A 26,673-nucleotide genomic window follows, 5' to 3' on the forward strand; every position below is an offset into this window, starting at 1 on the left:
GTGCTGTCAGCGTCTGACGTGGGCGGAGCCGCCCGCGGCGAGCGCCTCCACCTCGGCGAGGGTGGCCATGGAGACGTCCCCCGGGGTGGTCATGACGAGGGCGCCGTGGGCGGTGCCGTAGGCGAGGGCCTGTTCCAGGCCCGCGCCGGTGAGCAGGCCGTAGACGAGCCCCGCGGCGAAGCCGTCGCCCGAGCCGATCCGGTCCAGGACGTGCAGTCCGGGCATGTGCGGACCGGCGACGAGGCCGGTCCCGGGGGACCAGGCGACCGCGGACCAGTCGTTGACGCCGGCGGACGGCACCTCGCGCAACGTGGTGGCCAGCACGCTCACCCCGGGCAGCAGACCGGCGACCTCGGCGAGCGCGTCGGGAACCTCGTCGGCCGTGAGCCGACAGGCGCCCGGACGGCTGCCCGCGAGACCCAGGGCACCCACGACGACGTCGGCGTGCCGGGCAAGGCGCAGGTCCGCCTCCCGGGCGCCGTCGGCGCCGCCACGGCCGGTCCAGAGGCTGGGGCGGTAGTTGGGGTCGTAGGAGACGGTCACGCCATGACGGCGAGCGGCGGCCATCGCCTCGTCGGCCACATCGACGGTGGTGTCCGACAGGCCGGCGAAGACGCCGCCGGTGTGGAACCAGCGCACCGATCCGGAGAACACGGCATCCCAGTCGACGTCTCCCTTCCGCAGGTGCGACACGGCCGTGTTCGCCCGGTCGCTGACGCCGAGAGCGCCGCGGATGCCGTAGCCGCGTTCCACGAAGTTGAGGCCGTTGCGGGCGCGGCGGCCGATGCCGTCGTCGGGGACCCAGCGGATCAGCGAGGTGTCGACGCCGCCCTGCAGGATCAGGTCCTCGACGAGCCGGCCCACGGCGTTGTCGGCGAGGGCGGTGACGACCGCGGTGCGCAGGCCGAAGCAGCGGCGCAGACTCCGTACCACGTTGTACTCACCGCCCCCCTCCCACACCTGGAAGGAACGGGCGGTGCGGATCCGTCCCTCGCCCGGGTCGAAGCGCAGCATCACCTCGCCCAGGGCGATCACCTCGGTCACGGCGTGCTCCTCTCCACGGCCTCGGCGGTCAGCCGCCGGATCTCCGCGTACTCGCCGCGTTCCAGGTGGCCGGAGGTGACCATCCAGCTGCCGCCCACGGCGAGGACCGCCGGGTGGGAGAGGTAGCCGGGCATCAGATCCGGGCCGATGCCGCCGGTGGGCACGAACCGGGCCTGCGGGAAGGGAGCCGCCAGCGCCCGGAGCATCCGGGTGCCGCCGAGCGGCTCGGCGGGGAACAGCTTGACCGTGTCCAGGCCCGCCTTCAGCGCGCGCATCAACTCGGTCGCGGTGGCGATTCCGGGCACGACCGGGACCCCCAGCTCCCGGCCCCTGTCGATGACTTCCGCGTCGAAACCCGGGGAGACGAGGAACCGGGCCCCGGCCGCCACCGCCCGTTCCGCCTGCTCGGCCGTGAGGACGGTGCCGGCGCCGACGGTCAGGCCGCCGTGGGCCGCCATCGCCTTGAGGGCCTGCTCGGCGTCGGGCGTGCGGAAGGTGACCTCGGCGCACCGGGCACCGCCCGCAGCGAGCGCGTCGGCCAGGAAGCCGGCGGTCGCCACGGACGGCACGGTCAGCACGGGCAGGAGACGGGCCCCCGCGAGGACGGCCGTCAGGTCGTTGCCGCTCGTCGCACGCACCGCACTCGTCGCACTCATCGGCCGAGCCATCCGCCGTCGACGGGCAGGGTGGTGCCGTGGATGTAGTCGGCCGCACCGGACGCGAGGAAGACGGTCGCACCGGCGAGATCGTCGGCGGATCCCCAGCGGCCGGCGGGAATCCGCTCCAGGATGGCCTTGCTGCGTGCCGGGTCGTCCTGGAGCGCCTGGGTGTTGTCGGTGGCGATGTAGCCAGGGGCGATGGCGTTGACGTTGACGCCGTGCGGGGCCCACTCGTTGGCCAGGGCCTTGGTCAGGCCGGCGATGCCGTGCTTGGCGGCGGTGTAGCCGGGAACGGTGATGCCGCCCTGGTAGCTGAGCAGCGAAGCCGTGAAGATGACCTTGCCGTGCCCGCGGGCGACCATGCCCGCCCCGACCGCGCGGGTGAGCGCGAACTGTGCGCTGAGGTTGACCTGGAGCACCAGCGCCCAGTCCGCGTCGGAGTGCTGGGCGGCGGGCGTGCGGCGGATGGTGCCGGCGTTGTTGACGAGGATGTCCACCGGGCGCTCACGCCCGGCGAGGTCGGCCCCGAGTGCCCGTACGGCTTCGGGGTCGGCGAAGTCGGTGCGGATCGCCTCGAAGGTGCGGCCCGCGGCGGTGACGTCCTTCTCGACGTCGCTGCCCGCCTCCAGTGACGCGCTGACGCCGATGATGTCGGCGCCGGCCTCGGCGAGGCCACGGGCCATGGCGCGGCCGATGCCACGGCTGGCGCCGGTGACGACGGCGAGTTTTCCGGTGAGGTCGAAGGCGTTCACGCGGCGGCTCCCTCGGAGTCGATGGTGCAGTCGACGAGGATCTTCATCACGTCACCGCCGCCTTCCAGGGCCTCGAAGGCGGCCGGTGCCCGGGTGAGCGGGACGACCTTGCTGATGAGGCGGTGGGCGGCGACGGTGCCGTCGGCGACCAGGGCGACCGCCTTCTCGAAGTCGGAACGGTCGTACAACCGGGCCCCGACGAGGGTGAGTTCGCGCCAGAAGAAGCGGTGCAGGTTGATCTCGCGGGGCCTCGGGTGGATGGCGACCAGGCACAGCCGCCCGCGTACCCCGAGGACCTCGACGGCCGTGTCGACGCCGCCGGCGGCACCGGACACCTCGAAGGCCACGTCGGCGCCCGCGTCGCCGGTCCACTCGCCGACGAGCGAGGGGATGTCGGCGGCGGCCGGGTCCCAGGTGGTCAGCCCCAGTTCCTCGGCGAGCAGCCGGCGGTGCGCGCTGAGTTCCACCACACGCACTTCGGCGCCGGCGGCCCGTGCGACCAGGGCGATGAGGATGCCGATCGGACCGCCGCCGACCACGACGACCTTCTCGCCGTGGCGGACACCGGCCCGGCCGACGTCGTGCACCGCGACCGCGGTGGGCTCGACGAGCGCGGCCTGGTCCAGGGGCAGGGAGTGGGGCAGGCGGATGAGGGTGGAGGCGGGGACGGTCCAGCGCTGCTGCATCGCACCGGGGGAGTCGATGCCGATGAAGTCCAGGTGCTGGCAGATGTGCCGGTGGCCGGAGCGGCAGGCCGGGCAGGTGTCGTCCCAGCGCAGCGGCATCACGGTGACCGCGTCTCCGGGGCGCCAGCCCTCCACGCCCGCCCCGACCGCGACGACGTGGCCGGACATCTCGTGCCCGAGCACGGCGGGCGTCGCGACGCGGGCGTCCATGTCGCCGTGGAAGATGTGCAGGTCGGTGCCGCAGATACCGACGTAGGCGGGAGCCACCTGCACCTCGCCCGGGCCGGGTTCGGCGCTTTCGGCCGGCGCGGTGTCGAGCGTTCGGGCGGCGAGATAGCGAACGGCGAGACTCATCGTGGGATCAGGGTCCTTTCAGCGCGGACGCCGATGGTCAGCAGCAGGTTGGCGTAGGTACGGGTGTCGGCGGTGACGACGGCCAGGGCCAGGTCGGGTGAGCGGGCGGCGTCGTAGAACTCGAAACGGCCGAGTGTCTTCACGGGGACGGGCGCGAGCCGGGAGCGGTACTCGGCGATGGCCGGCGGTTCCGGCTCCCCCTCGGGCGGCACCATCACGTGGGCCGTCTCGACGGGCAGGGCCCGCAGCAGGACGTCGAGGACGGTGCTGACGTCGAGCACGCCGGGGGAGAGGTTGAGGTGGACGATCCTCGCCCGTTCCCCGACGGCGGTGCTGGCGGGGTAGTGGCCGTCGGCGAGCAGGACACGGGCCCCGTGCCCGGCTCCCGCGAGCGCTTCGAGGATGCCGGGGTGGAGCAGTTCGGTCAGCAGCATGAAAGGGCCTCTTCCTACGTCTCGTACAGCCGGTAGAAGCCGGCCGCCGTGTCGCACAGCAGCGCCTGCTTCTCGTGCTCGGAGAAACCATGCAGCAGCTCCTCGACGGTGGCCGCCCAGCGGGCCCAGCCGCCGGCCAGGAGGCAGACGGGCCAGTCGGAGCCGAACATGAGCCGGTAGGGGCCGAAGGCCGCCAGCAGGGTGTCCCACACCGGCCGGATGTCGGCGATGGTCCACTCGCGGTGGTCGGCCTCGGTGATCAGCCCGGAGACCTTGCACCGCACCTGCGGGAAGCCGGCCAGCACGCGCACCCTCCGCTGCCAGTCGGGCAGGGTGTCACGGTGCGCGTGGGGGCCGATGGGCGGCTTCCCCGCGTGGTCCAGGACCAGGGGAAGCTCGGGGAAGCGCTGGGCGAGGCGAATGGCCTGCGGGAACTGATGACTGCGGATGAGCACGTCATAGCCGAGGCCCCGGTCCTGGACGGCGCGCAGGCCCCGTTCGACGACCGGCTGCTGCAACCACTGCGGATCGGGCTCCCCCTGCACCACGTGCCGCACGGCCCTCAGGTTCGAGCCCCCGGTACCGGCGAGGAGCACGTCGAGCATGTCCCCGACGTCGGCCCCGGCGAGATCCGCCCAGCCGACGACCGCGCCGACCAGCGGGTCCTTGTCGGCGAGCACGAGCAGTTCCGCCGTCTCCGGCAGGGACGCGATGCACTGGACGAGCACGGTCCGCGTCAGCCACCGGCCCGCGATCGGCCGGATCGCCTCCCGCCGCAGGTCCTCGACGCCGTAGCTACGGCGGATCGGTTCGAGGCCCGGCTCGTCCAGCCAGGGCTGCGGGCGGCGGTCCAGGTCCCACACGTGGTGGTGGGAGTCGACCAGGGGCAGGAACTCAGACACGGGAGGACCAGACCGGGCCGTCGGGGTAGGAGTACTCCTTGAGGGACTCCGGGTGCATCTGCGCGCTCAGGCCGGGCAGGGTCGGGGGCAGGTAGTGGCCGTCGGTGATGCGCACCGGGTCGACGAAGTGCTCGTGCAGATGGTCGACGTACTCGATGACGCGGTCCTCGGTGGTGCCGGAGACGGCGACGAAGTCGAACATCGACAGGTGCTGCACCATCTCGCACAGGCCCACTCCGCCGGCGTGCGGGCAGACCGGCACGCCGAACTTCGCGGCGAGCAGCAGGATCGCGATGTTCTCGTTGACACCGCCGACGCGCGCCGAGTCGATCTGCACGATGTCCACCGCGCCGGCCTGCAGCAGCTGCTTGAAGACGACCCGGTTGGCGATGTGCTCGCCGGTGGCGACCTTGATGGGGCTGACCGCCTTGCGGACGGCGGCGTGGCCGAGGATGTCGTCGGGGGAGGTGGGCTCCTCGATCCAGTACGGGTCGTAGGGGGCCAGCTCGCGCATCCAGTCGATGGCGGGCTGGACGTCCCATCTCTGGTTGGCGTCGACCGCGACGCGGATGTCCGGGCCGACCGTCTCGCGGGCGACGCGCATGCGCCGGATGTCGTCCTCCAAAGACGCCCCGACCTTCAGCTTGATCTGCGTGAAGCCGTCGGCGACGGCCTCGCGGGACAGCCGGGCCAGCTTCTCGTCGGAGTACCCCAGCCAGCCCGGGGTGGTGGTGTACGCGGGATAGCCACCGTCGATCAGCAGGCCGATGCGCCGCTCGCGGCCCGGCTCGGCACGGCGCAGGATCTCCAGGGCCTCCTCGGGGGTGAGGGCGTCGGACAGCCAGCGGAAGTCCACCTGCGCCACGAGCTCCTCGGGGGACATCTCACCGAGAAAGCGCCAGACGGGCTTTCCGGCGCGCTTGGCCGCGAGGTCCCAGGCGGCGTTGACGACGGCGCCGGTCGCCATGTGGATGGCGCCCTTCTCCGGCCCCAGCCAGCGCAGTTGGGGATCGTGGACGAGGGAGCGGGAGAAGGCGCCGAGGTCGCCGCAGACTTCCTCGACCGACCGTCCGACGACGTGCGGGGCGAGGGTGGCGATGGCGGCGGCCTGCGCGTCGTTGCCCCGCCCGGTGGTGAAGGCCAGCGCGTGGCCCTCCAGCCCGTCGCCGGCGTCGGTGCGCAGGACCACGTAGGCGGCCGAGTAGTCGGGCTCGGGGTTCATCGCGTCCGAGCCGTCGAGATGCTCGGAGGTGGGGAAGCGGACGTCCAGGACGTCCAGGGCGATGATGCGGGCGGTGGAGGGCACGGCGGAGGACATGGCAGCAACTCCTGTGGGGGCGGGTGGGGCGCGCGGCCCCCCTGCGGCGGGAAGGGTGAGGCGGTGGTCGGTGTCCGGCGGCGACGGCCGCCCGGTTCACTCCTGGACCTTGCCGCCCGTGATCCGGGAGATGGTCAGGGCGACCAGGATGATCAGGCCGTTGAGGGCGCCGATCCACTGGGCGGGGACACCGGCCAGGGTGAGCACGTTCTGGATCATGAAGAGCAGCAGGATGCCGCTGAAGGCGCCGAACACGGTGCCCTTGCCGCCGTTGAGGCTGATGCCACCGATGACGGCCGCGGCGAACACGGTGAAGATGTAGCCGTTGCCCTGGGCGGAGGCGACCGAGGCCAGCCGTCCGGAGAGCATCAGACCCGCGAGGGCGGCGAGCAGGCTGCCGGTGACGATGACGATCCACAGCACCCGGTCGGTGCGGATGCCGGCCGCCTTCGCCGCGTCGACGTTGCCGCCGATGGCGTAGAGCGAGCGGCCGAAGCTGGTCCAGCCGAGGACGACGATCGCGACGGCGAACAGGGCCAGGCAGATCCAGATCGAGGCCGGCATGCCGATCCATTCGGCGGTGCCCAGGTAGAGCATCGAGGAGGGCAGCTGGAAGAACGTCTGGCCGCCGGAGATGCCGGTGAGGATGCCGCGCAGCACGATCAGCATGCCGAGCGTGACGATGAAGCCGTTGAGGCCGAAGCGGATGATCAGGACGGAGTTGATGACGCCGATCAGCAGACCCACGGCCAGGGTCACGGGGATCGACAGGCCCCCGGGTATCAGCCCGAGCCCGTGTCCGGCTCCGGCCGGCACCACGAGCCAGGCGGCCACGCCGGGCGCGAGACCCATCGTGGACTCCAGGGACAGGTCCATCTTCTTGACGATCAGGATCATCGTCTGCGCGAGGACCAGCAGCGCCATCTCGGACATGGTCTGCAGGACGTTGATGAGGTTGTCGGCCTGCAGGAAGACCGGGTTGACGATCTGGCCGACGATCGCGATGGCCACGATCGCCGGAACGAGCGCGAGGTCACGCAGCCGGGCCAGCGGGATCCGGCCGCCGAGCAGCGCGATCCGCTTCGCGCGGTGCGCGTCCGTCGCGGTGGCGGACGCGTCGGCGACGACGGTTTCAGGCATTGAGGTCCATTCCTTCCATCGCGGCGACGAGGTCGTGGTCGTGCCAGCCTCGGGCGATCTCGTTGGTCACACGGCCCTGGAACATCACCAGGACGCGGTCGCACATGCGCAGGTCGTCGAGCTCGTCGGAGGCGATGAGTACTCCGGTGCCGCTCTGAGCGGTCTCCTCGACCTTGCCGAGGAGGAATTCCTTGGACCGCACGTCCACGCCGGCGGTCGGGTTGATCAGGACCAGCAGCCGGGGGTCGTCGGCCAGGGCCCGGGCCATGACGACCTTCTGCTGGTTGCCTCCGGAGAGTCCGGAGACGGGCAGCTCAGGGCCCGGTGTCTTGATCGCCAGGTTCCGGATCATGCCCTCCGCGAGCCGGTCCCGCCGGCCGCGGTTCAGGAACCCGCCTTGGCCCAGGCGCTTGGGCACGGACAGCGTGGCGTTGTCCGCGATCGACATGTCGGGCACGAAGCCCTGATGGTGCCGGTCCTGCGGGACGAACCCGGCACCTGCGGCGAGGGCGGCGGGCACGCTGCCCGGCCGGGGCCGGCGACCGGCGATCTCGATGTTTCCGGTCGAAGCGGCCCGCAGACCCACAACCGTCTCGGCGACCTCGGTACGGCCGCTGGCGGCGGCCCCCGCGAGTCCGACGATCTCCCCGGCGCCCACCCGGAACGTCACGTCACCGTAGTCGCCGTCACTGCCCAGCGCGCGCACGGACAGCGCGGGCGGGGCGGTGCTGTCGAGGCTGCTGGGGCGTTCCTGCCGCCGGTCCGCCGCCGCCTCGCCGGTCATGGCGGCGACCAGCTCCGTGCGGGGCAGGCCGGCGACCGGGGCGGTCACGATGTGCCGGGCGTCGCGGAACACCGTCACCATGTCGCAGATCTCGTAGACCTCCTGCAGGTGGTGACTGATGAACAGGAAGGTCACGCCCTGGCGTTGCAGGTCGCGGATGCGGTCGAAGAGCCGGTTGATGGCCGCCCCGTCGAGTTGTGCGGTGGGTTCGTCGAGGATGATGAACCGGGCCCCGAAGGACAGCGCCCGGGCGATCTCCACGAACTGCCGCTGCTCCACGTTCAGGTCGCCGGCCGGGGTCTGCGGGTCGACGTCCACCGACCAGGTCGACAGCAGTTCCTGGGCCCGGCGGCGCACGCCCGTCCAGCTGATCAGCCGGCTGGGACCGTGGTCGTGCCGGTTCAGGAAGAGGTTCTCCGCGACGGTCAGCGTGGGGATGATCGTGGATTTCTGGTAGACGCACGCCACACGCTGCCGCCAGGCGTCGCGGTCCGCGAGTCGCGGTGCGGGGCTGCCGCCGAAGGTGACCTTGCCCTCGTCCGGGGACTGCAGGCCCGTGAGGACGGACACCAGGGTGGACTTGCCCGCCCCGTTGCGTCCGACGAGCGCGTGGGTCTCGCCGGCCCTGATGGTGATCCGGGCGCCGTTCAGGGCCACCGTCGGACCGAATCGTTTGACTATGCGCGTCGCCTCGACGATGGGCAGGCCCGTGGAGGCCCGCCCATGGTCCGCCGGGGCGGGCACGGGGTTCGCTGTTCGCTCCCCGTCCTTCATCTCAACCGCCTAGATCTCGTCAGCTGTGGCTCTGCCGGGGAATGTCAGCCGAGGTTGTTGCCCCAGAGGGCCTTGTCGTCGCTCTTGACGCTGGGGACACCGCCGTAGGTGCCGCCGTCCGCCGTGACCAGCGGGGCGGAGAGCTGGTCCTCCAGCAGGCCGGGACGGACCTGGATGATGGTGCTGTCGTGGTCGGTCTTGCCGGGCTTGAACTTCTTCCCGTCGATCGCGGCCTTCAGGTAGTACAGGGCGTACTTGGCGTAGAGGTCGGCCGGCTGGGAGACGGTGGCGTCGATCTTGCCCGCGGCGATGGACTTGAGCTCCTCGGGGATGCCGTCGTTGGAGACCACGAACACGTGCTTCTTGTTCTTCGGGTCGACCAGCAGACCGCGCTGCTTGAGCACCTGGAGCGTGCCGGCCAGGGCGAAGCTGGACTGCATGTAGACGCCCTTGATGTCCGGGTTGGCGGTCAGGTCGGTCTGGAGCTTCTGGGCCGCTATCGCCCCGTCCCAGTTGGTGGCCTCGCCGAGGACCTTGATGCCGGGGTAGTTCTTCTTCATGCAGTCGTTGAACGCCTCGGTGCGGTCACGGCCGTTGATGGAGTCGAGGCCGCCCTGCAGCATGACGACCTTGCCCTTGCCGCCCAGCTTGGTGCCGAGGAACTGGCAGGCCTTCTCGCCGTAGGCGCGGTTGTCGGCGCGGACGACCATGTAGACCTTGCCGCTGTCGGGGCGGGTGTCCACGGTGACGACGGGGATCTTCTTGGCCTCCATCTGCGCCAGGGTGGGCGCGATGGCGGCGGTGTCCTGCGGGGCCATCGCGACGCCCTTGACCCCCTGGCTCATGAAGGTCTGCGCGTTCGCGGTCAGCTTGGCGACGTCGTTCTGCGAGTTGGTGGTCTTCAGGTCCAGGCCCAGCTCCTTGGCGAACTGGGGGGTGTACTTGATGTACGAGTTCCAGAAGTCGGTGTCGGAGCGGGGGTAGTCGACACCCACGAGCGGCTTGTCGCCCGACGACGCGGCGGTGGTGGAGCCGCCGCAGGCGCTGAGCAGCGTCAGTGCGCAGACGACGGAAACGGTGGAGCAGAGAGCGGATCTGAGTCTCATCGTTGGATTCCTCGCGCTGGTCCCGTAGCGGAAGTTGTTACGCCGACACGACAGCTGTGTGTCGCTCGTGAAGAGATGGGATGTTTATAGATGCTGTTCGGTCGGGCCGTCTAGAGGCTTGAGTGAAGTTGCAGGTAAGGCGCGTCAGGCGATCTAGGGAATGGCTGCTGCGCAGCCCTGGAGGAAGATCCATCCCATCAATAATGAGATGGATCCGTGACACCCGTCACAGCCCCACGAGCTGCCACTCCTGGTTCCAGCCGGTGGTGGAGGGCCGCTGGATGACGTTCGCGCGGTTGTCCGTGGAGTTGCCCTGCGCGTCCGCGCAGAGTCGGTGATCCGGGCGAAGTCGTTGACGGTGGTCATGCCCGGGGTGGACGGCTGCAGTTCGTAGGCGGGGTGGAAAGTCTGCGTCCACCGCAGGTTCCACCCGTGGGCGAAGGTCGAGGAGGCGCCGGCGTAGTCACCTGCCAAGGTTTTGTCACCGGTGGAGCGAGGGCGGCCTGCCGGGCCGAGGTCATGGCCGTCGCGCGGGGTTCTCATGAGCGGCGGCAGGGGCCGCAGCCACTGACTCCATCTCGTGAGCCCGACGGGACGAACGCCGATGACATGGGATGAATTAACGGGGATGTGCCCGCGCTTGTCTAGAGCATGCGCGACAAAACCTTTTCACCCAGGCGAAATATCACCGTTACCGGGCGATCGGGGACGCGCGGATGGCCGGGGGAGGGTGGCTTGGCCCTCCTACATGGGATGTCTGATCTGATCGCCGGTGTGCTCAGGACTGCTTGCCGGAGCGCTTGTCACGGATACGCTGCGCGACGTCGCGCAGCTTGACGTTGTGGTGCTGGGAGATGTTGCGCAGCACGTTGAAGGCGTCTTCGTCGCTCATCCCGTGGCGCTCCATGAGGATGCCCATGGCCTCGCCGATGGCGTGCCGGGTCTGCAGCGCGTGTTCGAGCTGGTCGATGGTGCGGGCGTCCGAGAGGGCGACGGCGGCGTGCGAGGCCAGCAGCCAGCCGGCGGTCGCGATGTCCTCGGTGAAGGTGCCCGGGCGGCCGGCGTACAGGTTGAGTGCGCCGAAGTCCTCGTCGTGGGTGTAGAGCAGGACCCCGGTCATGCTGCCGATGCCCAGCTCGCGCGCGGCCGCGGCGTAGCGGGGCCAGTCCGGCTGGGGCCGGGTCATGTCCACGATCCGGAACACGCGCTCGTCTTCCGCGCGGCGGGCGAGGTCGAAGCACGGCCCCTCGCCCAGCTCGCCCTGCAGACGGTCGGACTCCTGGACCATGTCGCCGCACGAGGACAGCGTGACGGCACGGCCCTTGCGCACCGCGAGGATCCCCGCCGCGTCACAGCCGTCCACCAGCCTCACGGCCGATGCCGCGATCTCGTCCAGTGTCTGCTGTACGGAGTCCTGTTTCAGCAGGGTCCGCGCGAGCACGGCCATTTCCTCGGCGAACTTCTGCCACTCCATGTCGCACCGCCCGCGTCGATCACCAGTCCGGCCACCCTACGCACAGCCTTGCCCCTTACCGTCGAAGGCGCCAGGACCACGGAGCGCGGCGCGAGCCGCGGCGCCTTCCGGTCCGGTGGGCCGAGCGATGGTGATTCGGGGGCCGCGGTGACGAGATCACGCAACCCCTGGGTTGCCGACGATCCCGTCCCATAACCTCGTGCTTGGAGGCGTCAGAGGCCGGACGTGTCCGCCGTGAGGAGGCGATGGTGCTCGACAGGCGTACGGGCGCGCGGTTGCTCGCGGGCGTCATGCTGGCGGTCTGCGTGGTGCTCGTCGGACCCAGTGCACCCGACGGTGCCCTCTTCGCCGGGGCGCAGCCCGCCGTGGCGGCCAGGGACGTCGTCCCGAACCGGGTCATGACGTGGAACATCTGCAACCCCTGCGAGGCGAGCGACGTCGACAAGGCCGCGGAGATCGCCGCGTACGCGCCTCAGGTCGTCGGCCTTCAGGAAGCATGTGTGCGGGACGTCGAGAGGATCCGGGAGTATCTGGAGAACCTGCACGGGCTGGCCTACCACGTCGAGTACGGGTCGGTGCTGCACAAGTGGGGCCGCTGCGGGGGGACACCGTGGAGCCCGGGGGCCTTCGGCCAGGCGGTCCTGTCGGCCGCGCCGATGACGGACCCGGTCACCGTGGAATATCCCGACGGCGGCTCCGAGGACCGCGGGTACATGGCCGTCACCACCACCGTCGACGGCAGGTCCGTCCGGGTCTTCAACACCCATCTCGCCCAGCGACGTCAGGAGGCGGTCCGGGCGGAGCAGACCCGCGTGCTCGCGGCGGAGGTCGCCCGGCACGACCGCGCGATCCTCCTCGGCGACTTCAACGCCGTGCCGGAAGCCCCCGAACTGTCCAACATCTGGGCACTGGCCACGGATGCCGACCCGCAGTGCCGTCCGTCGCCCACCGGCGGCTGCCGGCCGACGACCGACTGGCACAGCAAGTTCGACTACGTGTTCCTGCGAGGCGTCGTCCCGCTCAGGCACCGCGTGCATCCGACCTCGTACTCGGACCACAACCTGCTGCACGCCGACCTCGACCTGAGCTGAGGGCGTTCACGAGGCGGCCCCCGCCGGTGACGGCCGCGCCCTGCCCGGCGTCCGCGACCGGATGGACCGATTCCCCGGGACCGCAGGTCAGCTGGCCCGCACGGGCTGCACGAAGCGTTGAGGTCGCCCCGGCACGTGGAAAAACCCCGCGTATGGGCATACGGGGAAGGCAAGCAAGCAGGGGACGCCGGCGAGCGGGGAGGTCGGCCCGATCAGCAGGGAGGCCGAGATGACGGGGCCGGAACACACGGAGTCCGTTCACGGGCCGTCCGTGCCGACAGCGTCCGTCGCGTCCCTGGAAGCCATCGGCGCCGGCGCCTACCTCGTGGACGAGCAGGGCTGCATCATCGCCGTGAACGCCCACGCCGAGCGCCTGCTGGGCCGGCCCGCCGCCGACCTGATCGGACATGACGCGCACGATCTGCTGCACCGCGGCCCGCAGGGGCAGCCCCTGCCGAGAACCCAGTGCGCCATGCGGCAGGCCTTCCACGCCGGGCGCACCGCCCAGGCCGACGAGGACTACTTCGCAGGTGCCGACGGCACCGTGCTGCGCATCTCCTGGCTGATCACGCCGTACGACCTCGAAGGCCGGCACGACGGCACGCTCGTCGTCTTCCACGCCTCCGACCACCTGCAGGTCGCCGAGCCGGAGCCGGAGCCCGAGCCGACGACGCGGCCGCTGTCGGAGCTGGCACGACTCGCCCTGCTGGCCGAGACCACCACGCAGCTGACCTCCACGCTCGACGTGGACGAGGCGCTGCGGCGGCTGGTGACGCTGGTCCTGCCCCGCCTCGCGGACTGGGTGGTCGTCGACCTGATCACCGAGCGCGACGAGGTGTGGCGCACCCTCGTGGTCCACGCCGACGGCGAGACGCTCACGCCCCACGAGGACCTGCAGGGACCGATGCCGCCGATCCCGGAGGAATCGCAGATGCCCCTGTCCAGGGCCTTGCGCGGGGTCGCGTCCAACCTGGCCGGCCCGCAGACCTATCAGGGGGCACCGGACTCCGGCATCGCGGTCGAGCAGCGCCGCCTCTTCGACGTCACCGGGATGCGCTCCGCGGCCATCGCGCCCATCCGCAGCACCCGCGCCGTCCTGGGAGCGCTGACCCTGGGCCGCGACGAGAAATCGGCGCCCTTCACGCCCGTGGACCTCCCCCTGATCGAGGACATCGCACGCCGTGCCGGTCTCGCCCTGGACAACGCCCGCCTCTACCAGCGCCAGCGCAAGGTCGCCGAGACCATGCAGAACCATCTGCTGCCGCAGATGCCGGGCGTCTCCGGCCTGCAGATGACCGTGCGCTATCTGCCCGCACCCGACGCCTCCCAGGTCGGCGGCGACTGGTACGACGCCTTCCCGCTGTCCGACGCGTCCACGGCCCTGGCCATCGGAGACGTCGTCGGTCACGACCTGGAGGCGGCGGCCGGCATGGCGCAGGTCCGCAACATGCTCCGTGCCTACGCATGGTCCCAGCACGAGCCTCCCAGCCGGGTCGTCGAACGGCTCGACGAGGCGATCCAGCACATCACCGACGTCACCATGGCCACGACGATCTTCGCCCGGGTCGAACCGGTCGACGGCGGCGACTGGCAACTGTCCTGGACCAACGCCGGCCACCCTCCGCCGCTGCTGATCAGCCGGGACGGCCTGGCGCGCTACCTCACCGACGGCCATGGCATCCTGCTGGGCACCCAGACCGGCACCCGGCGCCCGGACGCCACCGCGCAGCTCCCGCCCGGTTCCACTCTGGTGCTGTACACGGACGGACTCGTCGAAGCGCCCCGCCGCACCCTCGACGAGGGACTGGACCGACTGCGCCAGCACGCCGCCGCCCTGGCCCACCGGCCCCTCGCCTCGTTCACCGACCAGCTCCTGCGCCGTGTACGCCCCGTGGGCAACGACGACGACGTCGCCGTCCTGGCCCTGCGCATCCCCGACAGCTGACCCGAGGGGCGAGGGCAGGCCTGCGACCGACGGCTTCAGCCGCCTGCCACGCTCCTCCAGAAGTCCCGCATGAGCGGTGTGGGCGTCGGGCTCTCCATCCCCACCTGGGTCAGGAGAACGGCGACCGTTCCCGTGGACGGGTCGATGTGCGCCGTCGTGCCCGTGCCGCCGACCCAGCCGTAGCGGCCCGGGACGTTCCACGGGTCGGCCCGGGTCACGTCGACCTGGCCGCCATAGCCCCAGCCCTGGCCCTCCAGGAAGAGTGACGAGCCGGCGCGCTGCCCGGCCGTGAGGTGGTTGGTCGTCATACGGCGCACCGAGGCGGGGGACAGCAGGCGGTGGCCGCCGCTCTCGCCGTCGTTCAGCAGCATACGGGCGAAGGACAGCCAGTCGTCGGCGGTGGAGACGAGGCCCCCGCCGCCGGAGTGGAAGCGAGGGAGGCGGCTCCACTGCCCGTCGGGGGTGTCCGACAGGGTCAGGCCTCCGTCCGGGGACGGGGTGTAGGACGAGGTGAAGCGGTGCCGTTTCGCCACGGGGACCTCGAAGGCCGTGTCCTTCATGCCCAGCGGTTCGAAGATCCGCTCTGCCAGGAATTCGGGGAACGTACGGCCCGACGCCCTGGCGACCAGGATGCCCTGGAGGTCGGAAGAGGTGCCGTAGAGCCAGGCTTCCCCGGGGTGGCGCACCATCGGGACCTGAGCGAGAAGACCGAGCCAGGTGTCCGGGTCCGGCCAGTCCTGCAGGGCGCGCCCGTCCCTCTGCACCGCGAAGAGGGCCTGTACGGCGGGGAGGGAGAAGTCGTCGGGAAAGCCCCAGCCGGTGCGGGAGCTGAGCAGGTCCTCGACCGTGACCGGACGGGCCGCCGGGACGACGTCCTCGACCGGGGCGTCGGGGGCGCGCACCACGCTCGGTTTCGACAGCTCCAGCAGCCACTGCTCGACCGGGGCGTCCAGAGCCAGACGTCCCTCCTCCACCAGCATCAGGACGGCCGCGGCCGCGATGGGCTTGGTGATGGAGGCGATACGGAAGAGTGAGTCCCGTGCCAACGGGGCGGTGCCCTCGGTGTCCACCGAACCGGCGGTCACGACCCGGACGTCGGCGCCGCGGGCCACAAGGCCGACGGCACCCGGAACCCGCCCCTCGTCCACATAGCGGTGCAGGGTGTCGTACACGGCGTTCATCGACGGCCTCCCGGCTCAGGTGTCAGCAGCGTCTACGACTCCTCATGCCGCAAAAAGTCATCGGTGAAGCGAACCCAGCGGCCGATCGGCGCCAGGCGCCTGAGACCGGAGGACACCCGCCATGATGGCCGCCGACCGGGCGGGAGGGGCCGGCCGCGACGCCTTCGCGTCTTGTGAAGTGCCGGTGAAAACCCGGTGGAGAGCATGTCGGTGGGTCCGCCTATGCTGCACCGGAAGATCACGCGGTACCAGGGGAGGGCGCGGCATGTTCGGCAAGCTGTTCGGCAGGGGTGCGCAGAGACCGGCGGCCGATCCGCACGTCCTGCCCGCCCCGCGCAGGCAGAAGAACGGGACGTACGAGCTGCGCGCACTCGGGGACACCCGGGTGCTCGCCCTCGTGGAAGCGGCCGGCGCCGCCGACTGGGCGGCGGTCAAGGCGGCCCTCGCCCCCTTCGACCTCGGCCGCGAACAGGCGGTCCTGGGGCAACTGAGCGACGTGGACGGTCTGGAGGAATGGATCGTCCGGGCCGCCGAGGAGGACAAGGACGACAAGGAGCTCCGGGCGACCGCCCTGCTGATCTCGGGTGCGCGCCATGTCTCCTGGGGCTGGGAGGCGCGTACGTCCGCCCGTGCCGTGGACGTCGGCCGCGAGCAGTGGCAGACCTTCCACGAGCGGCTGCGTATCGCCGAGGAGCACCTGCTCGAGGCCGCCGAGCTGCGGCCCGACTGGGTCACGCCGTGGCGCCACCTGCTCACCTCGGGACGCGGCATGTCCGTCGACGACAGCGTCCAGGAGGCCCGGCTCGCGGCCGGTCTGCGCCGTGATCCGCTGAACCTGGACCTCCACCTGGAGTGGGTGTCGCGCCTCCAGCCCCGCTGGGGCGGAGAGCCGGGCCAGGCCCTGGAGTTCGCCCGGAAGGCCTTCGCCGGCGCGCCCGACGGGCATCGGCTCGGCTGTGCCGTCGCCATGGCACACATCGAGGACTGGGTGGAGTCCGACACCCGCGACTGCCTGCAGCACCCGCGGATCCGGACCGAGTTGAGGGAAGCGGCGGAGCGCAGCATCCTGCACCACGCGTACGAGCGCCGCCTGGGCTGGCAGGGCGACTACAACATCTTCGCCATGGCCCTCTCGCTGGCGGGCAGCAGCACCGCCTCCAACGTCTTCCGCGAGCTGGAGGGCGTGTTCACCGAGTGGCCGTGGACCTTCATGGCGGACCCGCAGAAGGTGTACGCGCGCTTCCGCAAGGCCTTCTGAGCCACCGGCCGCCCCGCCCCGGCCGTCCTCGGCCGGTCCCGCGGACCATCGCCCACCCCGCCGTTCCCTCCCCCCCCCCGGACTGCCCCATGCCCCTGCGTGACCACGCCACCGACCACGCCGCCACCGACCGCACCTTCCAGGTCGACCTTCGCGGCCTGGTGGACCTCCTCTCCCACCACCTCTACTCCAGCCCCCGCGTGTACCTGCGTGAACTGATGCAGAACGCGGTGGACGCCCTGACCGCCCGGCACGCCCTCGAACCGGCCGCCCCCGCCGACGCCTTCGGCGTACGCCTGCACGCCGACGGCTCGGTGGTACGCGTCGAGGACGACGGCGTCGGACTCACCGAGGCCGACGTGCACGGCTTCCTCGCCACCATCGGCCGCAGCAGCAAGCGCGCCGACCGCATCGCCGAACAACGGGGCGACTTCATCGGCCAGTTCGGCATCGGCCTGCTCTCCTGCTTCCTGGTCGCGGACGAGATCCATGTCCTGAGCCGCTCCGCCCGCACCCCCGACGCACCCGCCGTGGAGTGGCGCGGACGCGGCGACGGCAGCTACACCGTCCGCACCCTGCCCGCATCCGCCCGCCCCCGGCCCGGCACCACCGTCACCCTGACCCCGCGCGCCGACGCGGGGGAGTGGACCCGGCCGGTGCAAGTGCGGGCACTGGCCCGCCACTTCGGCTCCCTGCTGCGCCACCCGGTCACCTTCGACGACGGCACGGGCGGCTCGGAGCGCTCCGGCACGTCCGTCAACCCCGAGCCCGCCCCTTGGGCGCGTTCGTACCCCACCCCGGGATCCCGGTCCCGTGCCCTGGCCGCGTACGGCGAGGAGGTCTTCGGCTTCAAGCCGCTGGACACCATCGAGCTGGACCTGCCGGCCGTCGGCCTGAAGGGCATCGCCTGCATCCTGCCCGAGACGGTGCCGGCCGGGCGCCGCCACGGCCACCGCGTGCACGTCAAGGGCATGCTGCTGTCCGAGCAGGCCGAGGAGATCCTGCCCGACTGGGCGTTCTTCGTCCGCTGTGTCGTCGACGCCGAGAGCCTGCGCCCCACGGCGTCCCGCGAGTCCCTCTACGAGGACGCCACCCTCGCCGCCGTCCGCGACGCCCTCGCAGAGCGGCTGCGCGACTGGATCGCCCGGACCGCCGCCGGCGACCCGGACCTGCTCGGCCGCTTCCTCCAGGCCCACCACCTGGCCGTGAAGTCCCTCGCCGTGCACGACGACGAGATCCTGCGGATGCTGCTGCCCTGGCTGCCGTTCGAGACCACCGACGGGCACTGCACCCTGGACGAGTTCGCCCGCACCCACCGCACCGTGCTGGTGACGTCGAGCGTGGAGGAGTTCCGCCAGGTCGCCGCGATCGCCTCGGCCGCCGGGCTCGGCGTCGTCAACGGCGGCTACACCTACGACCGTGAGCTGGTCCACCGGCTGCCCGAGATCAGGCCCGAGGCCGCCGTCGCCGACCTCGACCCGGCGACCCTCACCGCCCACCTCGACCCCGTCGACCGGGAGACGGAGCTCGCCGCCGCTGCCTATCTCGCGCAGGCCCGCGACGCCCTGGCCGTCTTCGACTGCGACGTCGCCCTGCGCACCTTCCAGCCCGTCTCCGCGCCGGCCCTCCTCATCGACAGCCGCGAGGCCCGGCACGAACGCACCCGCTCCCAGCTCGCCCGTGAGCAGGAGGGCGGCCTGTGGGGCGACATCCTGGGCGCCCTGCGCCACGAGGCACCGCGCGCGCAGCTGATCCTCAACCAGCTCAACCCGCTGGTCCGCACCGCCGTCGCCATCGACGAGCCCGAACTGGCCCGCACCAGCGCCGAAGCCCTGTACGGGCAGGCCGCGATGCTGTCCCGGCGCCCGCTCCGGCCCGCCGAGTCGAGCCTCATCAACCGCTCCTTCCTCGACCTGCTCGCCCACGCCCTCCGCAAGGACAGCTGACGATGCCCACCGCACCCCACCCCCAGAACACCGACGAGCTGTACCAGGCGCTCCAGGAGAACCAGCGGCGCCCCTACGGCCGCACCCGCACCGTCACCGCCGAGGAACTCGTCGACGCCGCCGAGCAGTTCGAGGACCCGGTCCCGCTCGTCCGCGCGCTCCTCGAACTGCAGGAGGCGTACACCTACGGCTCCGAACCCCGCAAGTCCCCCGTCGTCTTCGCGCGGCTGCTCACCCTCTTCGACGAGCAGCCCGACGTCTTCGACGAGCGCCTGCGCCACATGCTGTTCTGGCGGTTCAAGTGGGTGTCCAACGCCCTGCGCGCCCTGCCCGAGATACCGCTGACCAGCCTGCGCCAGTGGCTGACGGAGATGCGCGACCGCTACCAGAAGGCGGGCCTCGGCCTCCAGCCCTACTACGGGGAGGCGTACCAGCTCGCCGCCCACGTCGGTGAGGACACCACCCTCGCCTACGAGCTGTGGGCCGCCCGCACCCGCACCCGGCTCAGCGACTGCGAGGCCTGTGAGATCTGCCGGCGCGCCCGCCACCACCTCACCGCGGGCGACGACGAACGGGCCCTGCGCGCCTGGGAGCCCGTCCTGGCCGGCCAGGAGTCCTGCCAGGAGGAGCCCGCCCGCTCCCTGTCGTACGCGCTGCTGCCCCTGCTGCGCACCGGCCGCGCCGAGCGGGCCCGCGAACTGCACCTCGCCGGTTACCGCGGCTGCCGCCGCAACCCCTCGATGTCCTCAGAGGTCGGCCGGCACCTGGAGTTCTGCGCGCTGACCGGCAACGAGGCCCGAGGCCTGGAACTGCTCGCCGAGAACCGCAACCTGTTCGACGAGGTGGACTCGCCCCTCGACCAACTCGACTTCCTCACCGGCGTGGAGGTCCTCCTCCAGCGCGTCGAGCTCCTCGGCCACGGCGAGCTGCCCGCCGCCGGATACGCGGGCCGCACCTGGACCGCCGCCGGCCTGCGCGCCGAGGTGCGAAGCCGCGCCGACGACCTCGCCGCCCGCTTCGACGCCCGCAACACAACCACGGCCCACACCGACCGCCGCAGGGACCGCCTGGACCGCGCCCCGCTCCTGGACACCCTGGAGCTGACCCTGCGCACCCGCAGCCTCGACGACGTGACCCCGGCCGCCCCCGCTGCCCCGGCGGCCATCGGCCCGGCCCCCGCCGTCCCCGAATCGCTCACCGAACTCATCCTGCGCACCAGGGCGTTGGACGAGCAGGGCCACCCGGACGCGCGGGCCTGCTGGGCACGGCTGCGCACACTCGCCGCCGCCCGCGACTACACCCACCCCGACGACCCGGCCGTGGGACCGGTCGCCCGGCTGCGCGCGGACCTGCTGGCCGAAGAGGCGAACCGGGCGCACGAGAAGGACCGGTTCACCGACGCCGCCGCCCTGAACGAAGAGGCCGCGGCCCTGTACGACGACGCCGGCGCGCCGGGCGACGCCGCGCTCACCCGGGCCGGCCTCCTGCTCGCGAACGCCGAGATCCTCGCGGAGGGCGCAGACGGACCCGAGGCGAAGGCCTCCGCCCTCACCGACGCCCACGCGTCCATGGTCCGCACGCACGAGGAGACACCCGGCCTCACCCCGCACCAGGAGGCACGCCTGCTGCGGCTGAGGGCGACCGCGCTCGCCCTGCGGCTGCAGACGACCCGCAGCCAGGAGCACGTCGCGGCGGTCTTCGCCGAGGCGGACCTGCTCCGCGCGTTCGCAGCCCGGCACGACATCGCCGGGCAGATCTCGGGCGCACACCTGCTGCGGGCCACCACGTACGCCATCTCCGGCGACCTGCCCGCCGCGGTCACCGAGGCCGACGCCCTCCTGGACCGGCTGACCGCGCACGGCCCCGCCTGGCACCTGCCCCGCACGCTCGCACTGCGCGGCCGGATCCGGCTCGTCCTCCAGGACGCCCAGGCCGCGTACACGGATCTGGCCGAGGGATTGCGCCTGGCCGCCGACTGGCCGGCCGACGCGGTCGGCACCACCCGCCTGCACGCCGACCTGGCCGAGGCCTGCATGCACCTGGCCCGACCCGAGGAGGCGCTGCGGCACCTGACGCGCGCGGCGGAGCTGGACCTGCGACACGGCAATCGGACCGACGCGTACTGCACCTACAGCAACGCCGCCCAGCTCAGCCTCGACCTGGGCCGCGTCGAGGACTGCATCGCGCTGCTCGACTCCCTGCTGGCCGAACCGGACGTGGCCGCCGGAGAACTGGACGACCGGCTCGTGGCCCAGCTGCGTCTGACCCGCGCCCGAGCGCTGCACACGGGGGAGGACCTCAAGGCCGCCACGGCCGAGTTCGTCGCGCTCGCGGCCGAGTCGGCCGGCTGGGACGACGACCGGGGCAGCCACGCCGTGATCGCCGCGGAGACGGCCGTACTCCTCGCCGAGTCCGGCGAGTTCGGCCGGGCCCGGGAGGCCGCCGACCAGGCGCTCGCCGCCCACGCCGAGGACCCGCGCTACGAGCACCTCAGCAACTCCCTGCGTGAACTCGCCCGTCTCCAGGCCCAGCGGCAGGGTGCGGACGGACTGCCCGACGCCCTCGCCGTCCTCGCCGACGCCGGCCGGGTCGCCGACGAGGCCCGCGCCGCCGGGTACGAGGCCCACGGCCGCTCCCTGGACACGGCCCTGCTCTACGAGCACGGGCGGGTCAACGCCTTCGCCGGCGCGTACGAGGACGCCCTGGCGGCTCTGGACAAGGCACTCACCCTGCTCGGCGAACCGGGGCGGGACGACGACCGGGCCGGCGAGTGGGCCGAGTGCGTGCGCCTCGCGGGGGTCGTGGAGGGCCTCTATCTGGAGCGTCCCGCGCCTGCCCTCACCCGGCTGGACGCGGCCGTCGTCCGCCTGACCGCCCTGGGGCACACCGAGGAGACGGAGGCACTGACCTCACTGGCGGCCCGGCTGCGTGACGAGGAGTGACCACGGGCCGGGGTGGGTCGCTTGCCCCGCCCCCGGCCCTCAGCCGTTCTCAGCCGCTCCGCGGTGCGCCGCCGGCGCTGTCGCGGTGCTCGCGCACGGCGATCCGGGCCAGTTTCGTCAGCATCATGCCGTTGCGGATCGAGACGAGGTAGTCCACCGGAAGCCCGTGCATCCGGGTGCCGGGGCCGCGCAGGGGATGCCAGTCGAGGACGAAGAGCGTGTTCTCACCCCAGGGAATCAGGTTCATGGCGATGCGGGCCGCGCCGAACGGGTCCGCCTTGGCTTCCAGTTCCAGACGGCGTCCCGGCTCACAGATGCGCACGACGCAGGTGTCGTCCAGGACCAACGGGCCCAGTCCGACCCGGACTTGCAGACGGGCGCCCACCTCGGGCCAGTGCGGGTCGGCTGCCGTGATCTGTTGCGTGCCGGAGACCCACTCCCCGTAGCGGTGGCCGTCGGACAGCAGATCCCAGACCTCGGACGGCGAGCTCAGGATCAACCGGCGGTTCCGGGCCACACCGACCACGCTCCTCGTCTTGGGGGGAACCAGGCGCCCGCGCCGACCTGTCCGTCGTTGAACACCTCCTCGCACACTAGGCGGGCCACACGACTCCGGCACCCGCAGAGCACCATGCGCTGACGAATCCCGTGGCGATATTCGATGGCCGCAGGCCCTGGTCGGCGCTCATACTGACGCGGTGGATCCAGTGACACTCGAGACCGGACGCCTCATACTGAGGGCTTTCGAGCCGGGCGATGTGGAGGCGGTGCACGACGCCTGCCAGGACGAGGACATCCAGTTCTACACGCCGGTGCCCGTGCCCTTCGGACGGCAGGACGCCGAGAAGAGGGTCCGCGAGGAGTGGCCCGAGGGCTGGGCCGCCGACAAGGACTATGTCCTCGGGGCGTTCCGCAAGGACAGTGCCGCGCTCGTCGGCTCCTACTGCCTGACCAAGGTGAGCGCGGGCGTCTACGAACTCGGCTACTGGGCGGTCAAGGAGCAGCGCGGCCGGGGCTATTCGGTCGAGGCCGCGCGGGCGCTGTGCGACTGGGGGTGGGCCACGCTCGACGTCCACCGCATCGAATGGTGGGCCATGACCGGCAACACCGGATCGCGTGCCGTCGCCGAGCGGCTGGGCTTCACCGTCGAAGGGACGCTGCGCAACCGCAGCATCGCCAACGACGGCAGGCCGCACGACTGGTGGGTCGGCGGACTGGTACGGGCCTGACGTGGAGCGCATGGCGAGACAGGCACCGCCGGCGCGCGGTGAAAGGGGCCACGGGCTGCGCACGGGAGGAAGCCTGCCGGCCGGTGTGCTGACGGTGCCCGAACGCCGTCATGGTCCCTCGTAGGGTGCCTTCCATGAGAGTGGGGACCGAAGAGACCCGGCTCGTCGTGCTGCGGGGCAACAGCGGGGCGGGGAAGTCCTCCGTCGCGGCCGGGGTGCGTGAGAGGTTCGGGCGGGGCCTGGCACTGGTGGGGCAGGACAACCTGCGCCGCGTCGTGCTGCGGGAGCGGGACCGGCCCGGCGCGGCGAACATCGGTCTGATCGACCTGACGGCCCGCTACGCCCTCGACGCCGGGTACCACGTCGTGGTCGAGGGGATCCTGTACGCCGACCACTACGGCGAGATGCTCACCCGGCTGCGCGCCGACCACCGCGGGCCGATCCACGCCTACTACCTGCACGTGCCGTTCGAGCAGACCCTCGTCCGCCATGCCGGCAAGCCGATCGCGAACGAGGTCGGCGAGACGCAGCTGCGCGAGTGGTACCGCGAACTGGATCTGCTGCCCGACGGCATCGAGACCGTCATCGATGCCGACAGCACCCTGCCGCGGACCGTGGACCGCATCATGCTCGACACGGGCCTGGCCGCTCTGCCCGAGATCGACCGCTAGCGCGACTCACCCGTCCGTACGCGTCGGGCAGGGCGTGCGCGGTGCGGCGCGGTGAGGATGGGCGGTGCCGGGCGCCCGCACCGGCAGCTCGGTGCTGCCTGAGGGGACGTGCGGCTGTCGCTGCCCGTACGCGCGAGGGAGAGGTATGACCGAGACCGACGAGGCCGGGGCCTTGACTGCCGGGGCCGAGTGGCCGGCGGCGCACCGTGACCCGAGCACGGGCATGGTCGATCTCCGGCGCGTCGGGGCGAACCCGGACTTCTGGTATCCGGTCGCCGTGTCGAAGAACGTGCGGCGCGAGCGGGCGTTCGCGACGGCGTTCGCCGGCGAGCGCATCGCGCTCTACCGCGGGCAGAGCGGCACCGTGTACGCGCTGGAGGACCGGTGCGCCCACCGGCAGGTGCCGTTGAGCATGGGCGTCGTGGAGGGCGAGACACTCCGCTGCTGCTATCACGCCTGGGCCTATCGCGGCGACGGCCGCATCTCGCAGATCCCGTACCTCTCCAAAGGCGACGGCCGGCCCCCGCGCGGCGTGCGCGGCTATCCGGTGCGCGAGGCGTACGGCCTGGTCTTCGTGTTCCCCGGCGATCCGGACAAGGCGGCCGCCGCTCCGCTGCCCGACCTGCCGGCGTTCGGCTCGCCGCGGTACAGGACGATGACGTACTCCCGGACCGTGCGCTGCCACTACTCGTTCATGCACGAGAACCTCCTCGACATGAACCACCAGTTCCTGCACCGGGGCGTGGTCGGAAAACTCCACCCCGAACTGCTCGACTCCCGCACGGACGAGCGGTCGGTGGAGGCGAGGTACCTGTTCAGCCACGCCGGGGGCAAGCGGAACCGCGGGGCCGGCCTGCTGGCCGCCGAGGGGATCGGCGGCAGCGACTCCCGCGACCTCATGACGATCCGCACCGAGTACCCGTACCAGACCCTCGACCTGGTCCCGGAGAACGCCGAGCGGCCGGCCTTCCGCCTCTGGGTCGCCTACGTGCCCGAGGACGCCGAGCAGCGCCGCTGCCACACGTTCGGCCTGCTCATGATCGAGAAGCCGCGCATTCCCGGTGCCCTGCGGTTGGCCTGGCCCCTCATCAGGCGCTTCACCGAGCGGGTGTTCGCCGAGGACCGGATGGCCGTCGAGGCCGAACAGCGGGCCTGGGACGAGCAGGGCGGGGACCGCAACCGCGAGGTGTTCTCCCTGATCCTGGACGTCCGCGAGGTGCTGCGCACCAACGGCGTCCCCATCCGCCCCCGGGCCGCCGCGTGCGGCGCCGCCTCGGTGTGCACCGGGCAGGACCGCGGTCGGGCGGGGGCGCCGGGCACCCCCTAGCGGTCGGGCGGGGGCGCCGGGCACCCCCTAGCGGTGCGGACGCGGACCTGCGGGGCTCAGGCGAAGAACTCCCGCAGCCGCCGGTTGAGTTCGGCGGGTTGCTCGGTGGGCAGGGAGTGGTGGGAGGCGCCGGGCAGGGTGACGACGCTCGCCGAGGGCAGGAGCCGGCGTGCGGCGGCCGCGGCACGCTGCGGATCGTGGGCGCGGCTGCGTTCCGCCAGGAGCACCAGGGCCGGGACGGTGCAGGTCGCCAGTTCCCGCGCCGTGGGGCGCCGCATGGCCACGACCTTCGACCGGCGGGCGGTGGCGGTGCTCCCCAGGAACGCCTGCCAGACCGGATCCTCGGTCTCACGGCCGGTCTCCCAGCGGTGGAAGGCACGCACCCGCTCGGCGCTGGGCCTCAGCAGCATCGGCAGGGCGTGCGCGAGGTAGCGCGGGCTCATGCCGGTGAAGCAGTTGACCGGGTCGAGCAGCGCGAGCCTGCCGAGCCGACGGGGCGCGTGCAGCGCGTAACGGAGGGCGATCCAGGCGCCGTAGGAGTGGCCGCACAGGTGCGCGCCGTCCAGGTTCAGCGCGTCGAAGAGGGCATCCAGCCAGGCCGTCAGGTCCGCCGCGCCGCGCAGCGGTGCCCCGTCGTGGACACTGCGGCCGATGTCGCCCATGAGGTCGACGGCATGGATGCGATGGGCGGGGGCCAGGGCGCCGGCGGTGGCGAACCAGGCGGCCGAGGTGGTTCCGCCGCCCGGCAGCAGGACGAGCGGGGCGCCGTCCTCGCGCCCGCTGATGTGGACCCGGGTGCTGCCGTAAGGGGTGGGGACGTCGACGCCGTGCACGTCTCCGGGCCACCGTCGCAGGACGCCGTCGTACGCCCTGGAGAACGCTGCCGTGTCATTCATGTCCCCGCCCCATATGACTCGTTCACCGATACTCTTGACCAACGAGATATTAGGGGAGTGAAGCATGGACGACCAGGATCCCGGTCTGCGCATGGTGCATCTGCTGCGGGCCGTGACGATGGAACTGGACCTGTTCGCGGCCGAGTTCGCCGGCCGCAACGGGCTCCATCCCACGGACGTACGGGCGTTGATCCATCTGCTGGACGCCGGCCGGGAGGGCGTGCGGGCCACGCCGGGGTGGCTGGGCGCGCAGTTGGGGGTGAACTCGGCGTCGACCACGGCCCTGGTCGACCGGCTGGAGCGGCTGGAACTGGTGCGCCGGGAACGGGACACCGAGGACCGCCGGCGCGTGCTGCTGGTGGTGCGGGACGAGGCCGTCCGGCTGGGCTGGTCCTTCTTCGGGCCGCTGATCCACGAGATGGTCGACTCGATGCGGTCCTTCGACGAAGCGGAACTGGCCGTGGTCCGGCGTTTCCTGCTGGCCATGCGGGACGTCGCCGCGGCCGGGCGACGCGCGCAGCGGGACGGCTCCGGGGGGCAGTGACGTCCCGCCCCGCCTCACGCGTGCCACGGCGGGTCAGCCGGCCGCGTGGTCGACGTGCAGCCGCACCTGCTCCTCCAGCCGCCGCACCTGCTCCGGCCGGGCGCGCAACAGGGCGCCCGGTCCGCCCGGACCCCACCGCGAAAGGCCCCGCCCGCACGGGGCGGTTTCTAGGGATCGTCGCAACACATGATCGGTTGTGTCAGACGGCGAGCAGTT

24 protein-coding genes are annotated in these 26,673 nt (G+C 72.0%); 9 read left to right on the top strand and 15 right to left on the bottom strand.

Annotated features, from left to right (window positions below):
- Positions 1 to 6 precede the first annotated feature (6 nt).
- From FDO69_RS38605 to FDO69_RS38660, 11 genes are all read right to left on the bottom strand, one after another.
- Positions 7 to 1,044 carry a sugar kinase gene (locus tag FDO69_RS38605; protein ID WP_104788295.1) on the bottom strand — a complete coding sequence of 346 codons (1,038 nt, stop codon included), beginning with the start codon at positions 1,042 to 1,044 and terminating at the stop codon, positions 7 to 9.
- Positions 1,041 to 1,700: a bifunctional 4-hydroxy-2-oxoglutarate aldolase/2-dehydro-3-deoxy-phosphogluconate aldolase gene (locus FDO69_RS38610; protein ID WP_104788298.1), complete on the bottom strand. Its 660-nt coding sequence runs from the start codon at positions 1,698 to 1,700 to the stop codon at positions 1,041 to 1,043. The genes FDO69_RS38605 and FDO69_RS38610 overlap by 4 nt, the downstream gene beginning before the upstream one ends.
- Positions 1,697 to 2,455 carry an SDR family oxidoreductase gene (locus FDO69_RS38615; protein WP_104788301.1) on the bottom strand — a complete coding sequence of 253 codons (759 nt, stop codon included), beginning with the start codon at positions 2,453 to 2,455 and terminating at the stop codon, positions 1,697 to 1,699. The genes FDO69_RS38610 and FDO69_RS38615 overlap by 4 nt, the downstream gene beginning before the upstream one ends.
- Entirely contained in the window at positions 2,452 to 3,495 is a 1,044-nt protein-coding gene (locus tag FDO69_RS38620) for a zinc-dependent alcohol dehydrogenase (RefSeq protein ID WP_104788303.1), read from the bottom strand. The genes FDO69_RS38615 and FDO69_RS38620 overlap by 4 nt, the downstream gene beginning before the upstream one ends.
- A complete protein-coding gene (locus tag FDO69_RS38625) occupies positions 3,492 to 3,929 on the bottom strand; it encodes an RbsD/FucU domain-containing protein (RefSeq protein ID WP_104788306.1) in 438 nt (145 codons plus the stop codon). Before FDO69_RS38625 ends, FDO69_RS38620 begins: the two co-directional genes overlap by 4 nt.
- A 14-nt stretch (positions 3,930 to 3,943) precedes the next feature.
- The gene (locus tag FDO69_RS38630; RefSeq protein WP_104788308.1) at positions 3,944 to 4,831 is read right to left on the bottom strand and encodes an amidohydrolase family protein; all 888 of its coding nucleotides are present in this window, start codon (positions 4,829 to 4,831) and stop codon (positions 3,944 to 3,946) included.
- Positions 4,824 to 6,149 (bottom strand): L-fuconate dehydratase, encoded by a 1,326-nt coding sequence (locus tag FDO69_RS38635; protein WP_104788311.1) that lies wholly within the window; start codon positions 6,147 to 6,149, stop codon positions 4,824 to 4,826. Before FDO69_RS38635 ends, FDO69_RS38630 begins: the two co-directional genes overlap by 8 nt.
- 96 nt (positions 6,150 to 6,245) lie before the next feature.
- Entirely contained in the window at positions 6,246 to 7,289 is a 1,044-nt protein-coding gene (locus FDO69_RS38640; protein WP_104788314.1) for an ABC transporter permease, read from the bottom strand.
- Positions 7,282 to 8,847 carry a sugar ABC transporter ATP-binding protein gene (locus FDO69_RS38645; protein ID WP_104788317.1) on the bottom strand — a complete coding sequence of 522 codons (1,566 nt, stop codon included), beginning with the start codon at positions 8,845 to 8,847 and terminating at the stop codon, positions 7,282 to 7,284. The genes FDO69_RS38640 and FDO69_RS38645 overlap by 8 nt, the downstream gene beginning before the upstream one ends.
- A gap of 44 nt (positions 8,848 to 8,891) precedes the next feature.
- The gene (locus FDO69_RS38650) at positions 8,892 to 9,953 is read right to left on the bottom strand and encodes a sugar ABC transporter substrate-binding protein (RefSeq protein ID WP_104788319.1); all 1,062 of its coding nucleotides are present in this window, start codon (positions 9,951 to 9,953) and stop codon (positions 8,892 to 8,894) included.
- Between the two features lie 778 nt (positions 9,954 to 10,731).
- A complete protein-coding gene (locus FDO69_RS38660; protein ID WP_104788325.1) occupies positions 10,732 to 11,427 on the bottom strand; it encodes a GAF and ANTAR domain-containing protein in 696 nt (231 codons plus the stop codon).
- Positions 11,428 to 11,672: 245 nt separating this feature from the next.
- Here FDO69_RS38660 and FDO69_RS38665 point away from each other — a divergent pair, with 245 nt between their 5' ends.
- A complete protein-coding gene (locus tag FDO69_RS38665) occupies positions 11,673 to 12,518 on the top strand; it encodes an endonuclease/exonuclease/phosphatase family protein (RefSeq protein ID WP_104788328.1) in 846 nt (281 codons plus the stop codon).
- A 229-nt stretch (positions 12,519 to 12,747) separates the two neighbouring features.
- Positions 12,748 to 14,463: a SpoIIE family protein phosphatase gene (locus FDO69_RS38670; RefSeq protein ID WP_104788330.1), complete on the top strand. Its 1,716-nt coding sequence runs from the start codon at positions 12,748 to 12,750 to the stop codon at positions 14,461 to 14,463.
- A gap of 35 nt (positions 14,464 to 14,498) precedes the next feature.
- Here FDO69_RS38670 and FDO69_RS38675 read toward each other — a convergent pair whose 3' ends face one another.
- Entirely contained in the window at positions 14,499 to 15,644 is a 1,146-nt protein-coding gene (locus tag FDO69_RS38675) for a serine hydrolase domain-containing protein (protein WP_104788333.1), read from the bottom strand.
- 265 nt (positions 15,645 to 15,909) lie between these two features.
- On the opposite strand from FDO69_RS38675, the gene FDO69_RS38680 reads away from it, so the two are divergent.
- From FDO69_RS38680 to FDO69_RS38690, 3 genes are all read left to right on the top strand, one after another.
- Positions 15,910 to 16,902 (top strand): hypothetical protein, encoded by a 993-nt coding sequence (locus FDO69_RS38680; protein WP_104788336.1) that lies wholly within the window; start codon positions 15,910 to 15,912, stop codon positions 16,900 to 16,902.
- Positions 16,903 to 16,991: 89 nt separating this feature from the next.
- On the top strand, positions 16,992 to 18,848 hold the full coding sequence (locus FDO69_RS38685; RefSeq protein ID WP_104788338.1) for an HSP90 family protein: 1,857 nt from the start codon (positions 16,992 to 16,994) through the stop codon (positions 18,846 to 18,848).
- Positions 18,849 to 18,850: 2 nt separating this feature from the next.
- Positions 18,851 to 21,790 (top strand): hypothetical protein, encoded by a 2,940-nt coding sequence (locus FDO69_RS38690; protein WP_104788341.1) that lies wholly within the window; start codon positions 18,851 to 18,853, stop codon positions 21,788 to 21,790.
- Positions 21,791 to 21,839: 49 nt separating this feature from the next.
- Here the strand turns inward: FDO69_RS38690 and FDO69_RS38695 are convergent, their stop codons facing one another.
- On the bottom strand, positions 21,840 to 22,307 hold the full coding sequence (locus FDO69_RS38695) for an SRPBCC family protein (protein ID WP_104788375.1): 468 nt from the start codon (positions 22,305 to 22,307) through the stop codon (positions 21,840 to 21,842).
- A 181-nt stretch (positions 22,308 to 22,488) separates the two neighbouring features.
- Between FDO69_RS38695 and FDO69_RS38700 the strand changes: the two genes are divergently transcribed.
- The 3 genes from FDO69_RS38700 to FDO69_RS38710 all read left to right on the top strand — a co-directional run bounded on the left by FDO69_RS38700 (position 22,489) and on the right by FDO69_RS38710 (position 25,017).
- Positions 22,489 to 23,019: a GNAT family N-acetyltransferase gene (locus FDO69_RS38700; RefSeq protein ID WP_104788344.1), complete on the top strand. Its 531-nt coding sequence runs from the start codon at positions 22,489 to 22,491 to the stop codon at positions 23,017 to 23,019.
- A gap of 134 nt (positions 23,020 to 23,153) precedes the next feature.
- Positions 23,154 to 23,690, top strand: a complete 537-nt coding sequence (locus FDO69_RS38705; protein WP_234388286.1) for an AAA family ATPase — start codon at positions 23,154 to 23,156, stop codon at positions 23,688 to 23,690.
- A gap of 145 nt (positions 23,691 to 23,835) precedes the next feature.
- Positions 23,836 to 25,017 carry an aromatic ring-hydroxylating oxygenase subunit alpha gene (locus FDO69_RS38710; protein ID WP_104788350.1) on the top strand — a complete coding sequence of 394 codons (1,182 nt, stop codon included), beginning with the start codon at positions 23,836 to 23,838 and terminating at the stop codon, positions 25,015 to 25,017.
- A 56-nt stretch (positions 25,018 to 25,073) separates the two neighbouring features.
- Here FDO69_RS38710 and FDO69_RS38715 read toward each other — a convergent pair whose 3' ends face one another.
- The gene (locus FDO69_RS38715) at positions 25,074 to 25,913 is read right to left on the bottom strand and encodes an alpha/beta fold hydrolase (protein ID WP_104788353.1); all 840 of its coding nucleotides are present in this window, start codon (positions 25,911 to 25,913) and stop codon (positions 25,074 to 25,076) included.
- A 64-nt stretch (positions 25,914 to 25,977) separates the two neighbouring features.
- Between FDO69_RS38715 and FDO69_RS38720 the strand changes: the two genes are divergently transcribed.
- A complete protein-coding gene (locus FDO69_RS38720; protein WP_104788356.1) occupies positions 25,978 to 26,457 on the top strand; it encodes a MarR family transcriptional regulator in 480 nt (159 codons plus the stop codon).
- 33 nt (positions 26,458 to 26,490) lie between these two features.
- On the opposite strand, the gene FDO69_RS41690 is transcribed toward FDO69_RS38720, so the two are convergent.
- The coding region (locus FDO69_RS41690; RefSeq protein ID WP_206338752.1) for a hypothetical protein at positions 26,491 to 26,673 on the bottom strand (183 nt) is incomplete at its 5' end.

Source organism: Streptomyces tibetensis (assembly GCF_007655005.1).
GTDB classification, from domain to species: domain Bacteria; phylum Actinomycetota; class Actinomycetes; order Streptomycetales; family Streptomycetaceae; genus Streptomyces; species Streptomyces tibetensis.